Source organism: Streptomyces sp. SYSU D01066-1 (assembly GCF_054956795.1).
This window is the reverse complement of sequence record NZ_JBUDHV010000018.1, coordinates 100635-107561: the sequence shown is the minus strand read 5'-3', so window position 1 is coordinate 107561 and position 6927 is coordinate 100635. Positions and strand designations below refer to the sequence as shown.

Genomic DNA, 6927 nt, shown 5'->3' with positions numbered 1-6927 from the left:
GGGGGGGGGCGGGGGGGCGCCGGGGGGGGGGGGGGGGGGGGGGGGGGGGGGGGGGGGGGGCGCGGGGGCCCCCCGCCCCCCCCCCCCCCCCCGCCGCTCTCCCCGGACGGCGGCCAGTTCCGCCTCGATCAGGTCGGCCGCCCGTCGGGTACCGCCCTCCTCGGCCATCTCCGCCTGGATCCTCGTCAGCCGCCGGGCCACCTGCGGGTCGTCGGCCAGAGCGAGCGCGGCGGTGCGCAGCGCCTCGGCGGTGGCCTCCTCGGTGAGCAGCTTGCGGGCGACACCGAGCGCCTGGAGCAGGTCCGCGTTCCCGAACTGGTCCACGGCCTGCGGTACGGCGATCATCGGGGTGGCCGTGGCCAGCCCCTCCTGGCTGCCGCCGGCCCCGGCGTGCGTGACGAACAGGTCCGCCTGCCTGAGGATCGCCAGCTGCGGGACCCAGGACCGCACCTCCACGTTGGCGGGGAGGTCCCCCAGCTCGGCCGGGTCGACGTGCCGGCCGATCTGGAGCACCAGGTGCCAGCCCGGCAGTCCGCCGAACGCCTTGACGCACTCCCGGTAGAAGGCCGGCCGCTTGGTGAAGGAGGAGCCGAGCGACACGAGCACGACCTTCTGGGCACCGGCCGGCCGCTCCCAGCCGCCCTCGGCGCCGCGGTCGCCCTGGCAGGCGCCGACGAAACGGTGCACCGTCTCGTCGACCCGGTCGGCGTTGGGCTGGAGCGCCCTGGGGATCAGCACCAGGGAACGGGCGGGGCGGCCGACGAACGGGTCCGGGTGCTCGGTGATCCCGTTCTCCTCCAGCCAGGCACGGAACCGGGCGTAGTACGCCTGACCGCGCTCGGTCCTCAGCGGCTCCTCCCACATCGGCTCGCCGACCTCCCGCTCGTACCCGTCCCAGGCGACGAGGTTCGGCGAGAGGGAGATCGCGGGCACGCCCCAGCGGCGGGCGAGGACCCGGGCCGGGTACGAGGTGACGTCGTGCAGGACGAGGTCCGGCTCGTCGCCCTCGTACGCCTCGATGAGCTGCGGGAGCGCCTGGATCGCGTCGGCCAGGAACGGCTCCACGTGGTCCAGCAGGGTGGTGCCCCAGGCCGCCGGATCGGCGTCGGGGCCGGGCAGCGTGCTGTGCCACGGCTTCGGTTCGGCACCCGTCCCGGCGACCTTCTCCACCAGGGCGGGCGGGATCGCGTACGTCACCCGGTGTCCCCGCGCCACCAGCTCGCGGATCACCTCCAGGCTGGGGTTCACATGGCCGTGGGCGGCGATGGAGAACATGGCGATGTGGGCGCGACTGGTCATACGACGACCGTAACGAGACGAGACGTATCGTGCAAGCCAGTTGCCGGCACGGTCACCGCCCGCCTCTTCGATCCGTACGCCCTCGTTCCGTGCGCCCTGGACGGGCCCGGTCGTGGAAGTGCAGGCGACGCGCCCCGTCAGGGCACCTCGCACACCGCCCCGACCTGTGTGAATGCGACACTGGGACGGGTTTCGGAGCACGGAGGCGGACGATGGACGAGGCACGGGCACGGGAGGTGCTGGACGCGGCGGGAGTACTGCCCGGCGCGGCGGCCGACACGCGGCTGCTCACGCTGGGCGAGAACGCCGTGTTCGCCGCCGGCCCTCTGGTGGTCAAGGTGGGCCGCGACGCCGGCCTGCTCGACCGGGCGCGGCGGGAGCTGGCCGTCGCGCTGTGGCTGGATGAGGCCGGGGTGCCGGCGGTCCGGGCCGCCGCGCCCGAGGCGCTGTCGGTCGAGGGCCATCCGGTGACCGTGTGGCACCGGCTGTCCGAGCCCGTGCGGCCCGCCGAACCGCGGGATCTGGCTCCCCTGCTGCGGGTCGTGCACGCACTGCCCTCGCCCTCCTTCGGGCTGCCGCCCCGTGAGCTGCTGGGCGGTGTGGAACGCTGGCTGCGGCTGGCGGGCGACACGATCGACCCCGCCGACGCGGAGTTCCTGCGCGCGCGCCGCGACGGCTTCGCGGCGGCCGCCGCCGCGCTCGTCCCCGCGCTGGAACCGGGCCCGATCCACGGTGACGCGCTGCCCCGCAATGTGCACGTCGGCCCGGACGGCCCCGTCCTGGTCGATCTGGAGACCTTCTCCAGCGACCTGCGCGAGCACGATCTGGTGGTCCTCGCCCTCAGCCGCGACCGCTACGGCCTGCCCGCCGAGGCCTACGACGCCTTCACCGACGCCTACGGCTGGGACGTGCGCGACTGGGACGGCTGTGCGGTGCTGCGCGGTGCCCGGGAGACGGCCAGTTGCGCCTGGGTGGCCCAGCACGCGCCGAGCAATCCGAAGGCGCTGGCCGAGTTCGAGCGCCGGGTGGCGTCGCTGCGGGACGGGGATCCGACGGTGCGGTGGTACCCCTTCTGATCCGCTCGCGGGCGGGCCGGGTCAGACCCGCTCGTCCACCGGCCGCCGTACCGGCCACGTCCCGTCTATCACGGCCGTGGCGTCGCCCTTGCGGCGCAGGAAGCTCTGGAAGTCCGCCGCCCATTCGGCGTACCACTCGATCTGCCGGTGGTGCAGCTCGGCCGGCGTCAGGGCCGCGACCTGGGGGTGCCGGCCGGCTATCGCACAGGCGAGCCGGGCCGCCGCGAGGGCGTCGGCCGAGGCGTCGTGGGCGGTGTCGAGCGGTACGCCGTACTCGGCGCAGACCGCCTCCAGGTTGCGCTTGCCGCGGCGGTAGCGGTCGACGGAGCGGTCGATGGTGTACGGGTCGATGACGGGGGCGGGGCCGGGGCCGCCGAGGCGGTCGCTCAGGGACGGCAGGGCGTGGCGCCGCAGTTCGGCGGTGAGCAGGGTGAGGTCGAAGGCCGCGTTGTAGGCGACGACCGGGACATTCGCCTTCCAGTGGGCGACGAGGACGTCCGCGATGTCGTCCGCGACCTGGTCGGCGGGCCGGCCCTCGGCGGCGGCGCGCTCGGTGCTGATGCCGTGCACCGCCACCGCGCCCGCCGGGATCTCCATGCCGGGATCGGCCAGCCACTCCCGGCGTCCCAGCGGCTCTCCGGCCCTGACCTCGATCACGGCGCCCGTGACGATGCGTGCCTCGTGCGGATCGGTGCCCGTCGTCTCCAGGTCGAAACCGACCAGCAAATCCTGGTGCCAGCCCATGGGCGGCCCCCCTTCTCGGTGCGTTCCCCCAGTGGTCTCCACCTTCGCACGGGCCACTGACAATCCGGCGGCCCCCGTCCGGGACGGCGGCCGCCGACGGGTCAGGAAACCGGCCGCGAATCCGCCCACATCAGCTCGAACTCCTCGCGGTAGGTGGGGAAGAGACCGCCTTCTTCCGCATGGTCCGACTTGACGACTCTGCCGCCGTTCCGCCCGTTCCGCAGGACCAGTACCGGCGCCTCCATCCCCCGGGTGCGGCGCAGGTAGGACTGCACGACCGCGACGCCGTCGGCTCCGTCGCCGTCGACGAGGTAGGCGGTGAAGCGGGGCGTCTCGTCGAAGACCTGGATCTCGAAGGCCCCCGGGTCGCGCAGCCGGGAGCGGACCCGGCGCATGTGCAGGATGTTGGTCTCCACCGCCCGGCCCAGCTCGCCGCGTTTGACGCCCAGTTCGCGCTCGCGCCGCTTGAGGGCGCTGGAGGCCGGGTTGAGGAAGAGCAGCCGGACCCGGCCGCCCGCCTCGGCGAGGCGGACCAGCCGGCGGCCGGAGAAGTTCTGCACGAGCAGGTTGAGGCCGATGCCGATGGCGTCGAGGCGGCGGGCGCCGCCGAAGAAGTCCTCCGCCGGGAACTGGCGCAGCAGCCGCACCCGGTCCGGGTGCACGGCGACCACGTCGGCGTACCGGTCGCCGACCAGGTCCTCCACCGCGTCCACCGGCATCCGGCGGGCGGAGGGCACGTCACCGCCCGCGCCGAGCATCTCCAGGAGCCGGGCCGCGGCCCGCTCGGCCTGGTTCAGGACCGCCTCGGACAGCGCCCGGTTGCGGGAGACGACGTTGCGGGTGACCTCCAGCTCGTCCAGGGCCAGCTCCACGTCCCGGCGGTCGTCCAGGTACGGCTCGAAGCAGGGCCAGTGCTGCACCATCAGCTCGCGCAACTGGGGCAGGGTCAGGAAGCTGAGCACGTTGTCGTCGGCCGGGTCGAGCAGATAGCCCTTGCGGCGGCTGACCTCGCGGACCGCGGCCGCGCGCTGCACCCACTCCTGGCCGGCCGGTCCGGCGGCGGCGATCACCCAGCCGTCGCCGCCGTGGACCGGTTCGTAGACCGGCCGCAGCACGGCGGCCACGACGGATCTCAGCCGCTGCTCGACCAGGTTCAGCCAGATGTAGGCGCGGCCGGCCCGCTGGGCACGGGTGCGCACCTCGTGCCAGGCGTCGGCGTCCCAGTCCAGCTCCGGACCGATCGCGCCCGCGTTCATCGGCCGCGCCAGGGACACCGCACCGGCCGGGACGTCCGTGGAGCTCCCCTCGTGACCCTCGTGACCCTCGTCACCAGGGGGCAGCTCCAGCCCTCCCGAGCCCACCCGCGCACCGCCTTCCGCTCCCCCGACCTGCCCGTCTCAACGATCAAGGAAGGGTACTCCGCGAGCGGTGCGCGGTGCAGCCTGATGCACAGGCTCGTTCACCAACTGGACGCCCGGCCCGGTTCGTTCCGCGCCTGCGGCGGTGCCGGAGTGAGCGGATTCATAGCGGTGACAGACGGCCGGAGCAGGGCACCCCTGTGGTCTCGGGAAAGTCGGCCGCGCATCCTGAGTGCTTCCCGCAACTTTCGGGGAGACTCGGAGCCAAGGCGCCCCCACGGGCGCCGTACACCTGAAAGAGTCGTATCCATGCAGGTCTGGCCTGGAGAGGCGTATCCACTCGGTGCCACGTACGACGGCGCGGGCACCAACTTCGCGGTCTTCTCGGAGGCCGCCGACCGAGTAGAGCTGTGTCTGCTGCACGACGACGGTTCGGAGACGGCGGTCGAACTGCGGGAGAGCGACGCGTTCGTGCGGCACGCGTACCTGCCGGGCGTGATGCCCGGGCAGCGGTACGGCTACCGCGTGCACGGCCCGTACGCCCCGGAGCACGGGCTGCGCTGCAACTCCGCGAAGCTGCTCCTGGATCCGTACGCGCGTGCGATCAGCGGTGCGGTCCGCTGGGGCGAGGAGGTCTACGGCTACCACTTCGACGCCCCCGACCGGCGCAACGACCTGGACTCGGCGCCGCACACGATGACGTCGGTCGTGGTCAACCCGTACTTCGACTGGGGCGACGACCGGCGCCCGCGCACGGAGTACCACCACACGGTGATCTACGAGGCCCACGTCAAGGGCCTGACGATGCGCCACCCGGGGCTGCCGGACGAACTGCGCGGCACGTACGCGGCCCTGGCGCACCCGGCGGTCATCGAGCACCTCACCGAACTGGGCGTGACGGCGCTGGAGCTGATGCCGGTGCACCAGTTCGTCAACGACCACCGCCTGGTCGACATGGGGCTGAACAACTACTGGGGCTACAACACCATCGGTTTCTTCGCCCCGCACAACGCCTACGCCTCCTGGGGCGACCGGGGCCAGCAGGTGCTGGAGTTCAAGTCGGCGGTCAAGGCGCTGCACGAGGCCGGGATCGAGGTGATCCTGGACGTCGTCTACAACCACACCGCCGAGGGCAACCACCTGGGCCCGACGCTCTCCTTCAAGGGCATCGACAACCCGTCGTACTACCGGCTGACCGACGACCCCCGCTACTACATGGACACCACGGGCACCGGGAACTCGCTGCTCATGCGGTCCCCGCACGTCCTCCAGATGATCATGGACTCGCTGCGGTACTGGGTGACCGAGATGCACGTCGACGGGTTCCGCTTCGACCTGGCGGCCACCCTGGCGCGGCAGTTCCACGAGGTGGACCGGCTGTCGTCCTTCTTCGACCTGGTGCAGCAGGACCCGGTGGTCTCCCAGGTGAAGCTGATCGCCGAGCCGTGGGACGTGGGCGAGGGCGGCTACCAGGTGGGCAACTTCCCGCCGCTGTGGACCGAGTGGAACGGCAAGTACCGGGACACCGTGCGCGACCTGTGGCGCGGTGAGCCGCGCACCCTGGCGGAGTTCGCGTCCCGGCTGACCGGTTCCTCCGACCTCTACCAGGACGACGGCCGCCGCCCGCTGGCCTCGATCAACTTCGTGACCTGCCACGACGGCTTCACCCTGCACGACCTGGTCGCGTACAACGAGAAGCACAACGAGGCCAACGGCGAGGACAACCGGGACGGCGAGAGCCACAACCGGTCCTGGAACTGCGGCGCCGAGGGCGAGACCGACGACCCCGCGGTGCTGGAGCTGCGGCAGCGCCAGATGCGGAACTTCATCGCCACGCTGCTGCTCTCCCAGGGCGTGCCCATGATCAGCCACGGCGACGAGTTCGCCCGCACCCAGCGGGGCAACAACAACGCCTACTGCCAGGACAACGAGCTGGCCTGGGTGGAGTGGCCCGACGAGGACCCCGACCTGCTGCGCTTCACGCGCGCGATGGTGTGGCTGCGCAAGGACCACCCGGTCTTCCGGCGCCGCCGCTTCTTCCACGGCCGGCCCGTGGAGGGCACCCACGACGAGCTGTCGGACATCGCCTGGTTCACTCCCGAGGGCCGTGAGATGACCCAGCGGGACTGGACCTCGGCGCAGGCCTCGGCGCTGACGGTGTTCCTGAACGGCAACGCGATCTCGGAGCCGGGGGCGCGCGGGGAGCACATCGGCGACGACTCGTTCCTGCTGATGTTCAACGCCTCGCCCAAGCGGCTGGACTTCGTCGTACCGGTGGACCACGGCCGGCAGTGGGAGGTGGTGGTGGACACCGCCCTGCCGGACGGGGTGCCCGCGGACGGGGGCCGCAAGGTGCAGGCCGGGGACCGGCTGTCCCTGGTGGACCGGAGCCTGACGGTGCTGCGGCGGCCCGTGTAGGGGGGCGCGTACGCCTGTGTGGGGGGCCGGTG

Annotated in this window: 4 protein-coding genes and 1 pseudogene; 2 read left to right on the top strand and 3 right to left on the bottom strand. The window is 72.7% G+C overall.

What is annotated here, in order from left to right:
• Positions 1-99 precede the first annotated feature (99 nt).
• Positions 100-1349: pseudogene (mgt, locus tag ACY1JF_RS18645) on the bottom strand (macrolide-inactivating glycosyltransferase); the annotation flags it as partial.
• Between the two features lie 162 nt (positions 1350-1511).
• Here mgt and ACY1JF_RS18640 point away from each other — a divergent pair.
• Positions 1512-2375 carry a phosphotransferase gene (locus tag ACY1JF_RS18640; protein ID WP_462706274.1) on the top strand — a complete coding sequence of 288 codons (864 nt, stop codon included), beginning with the start codon at positions 1512-1514 and terminating at the stop codon, positions 2373-2375.
• Positions 2376-2396: 21 nt separating this feature from the next.
• Here ACY1JF_RS18640 and ACY1JF_RS18635 read toward each other — a convergent pair whose 3' ends face one another.
• Positions 2397-3119, bottom strand: coding sequence for an exonuclease domain-containing protein (locus ACY1JF_RS18635; protein ID WP_462706273.1), 723 nt, complete (start codon positions 3117-3119; stop codon positions 2397-2399).
• Positions 3120-3220: 101 nt separating this feature from the next.
• Entirely contained in the window at positions 3221-4480 is a 1260-nt protein-coding gene (locus tag ACY1JF_RS18630) for an SAV2148 family HEPN domain-containing protein (RefSeq protein ID WP_462706272.1), read from the bottom strand.
• Between the two features lie 306 nt (positions 4481-4786).
• On the opposite strand from ACY1JF_RS18630, the gene glgX reads away from it, so the two are divergent.
• Positions 4787-6895 carry a glycogen debranching protein GlgX gene (gene glgX / locus ACY1JF_RS18625; protein ID WP_462706271.1) on the top strand — a complete coding sequence of 703 codons (2109 nt, stop codon included), beginning with the start codon at positions 4787-4789 and terminating at the stop codon, positions 6893-6895.
• Positions 6896-6927: the final 32 nt, after the last annotated feature.

Coding starts and splice junctions, on each gene's coding strand:
- glgX (WP_462706271.1), top strand. CDS start 4,787: ATGCAGGTCTGGCCTGGAGAGGCGTATCCACTCGGTGCCACGTACGAC.
- ACY1JF_RS18635 (WP_462706273.1), bottom strand. CDS start 3,119: ATGGGCTGGCACCAGGATTTGCTGGTCGGTTTCGACCTGGAGACGACG.
- ACY1JF_RS18640 (WP_462706274.1), top strand. CDS start 1,512: ATGGACGAGGCACGGGCACGGGAGGTGCTGGACGCGGCGGGAGTACTG.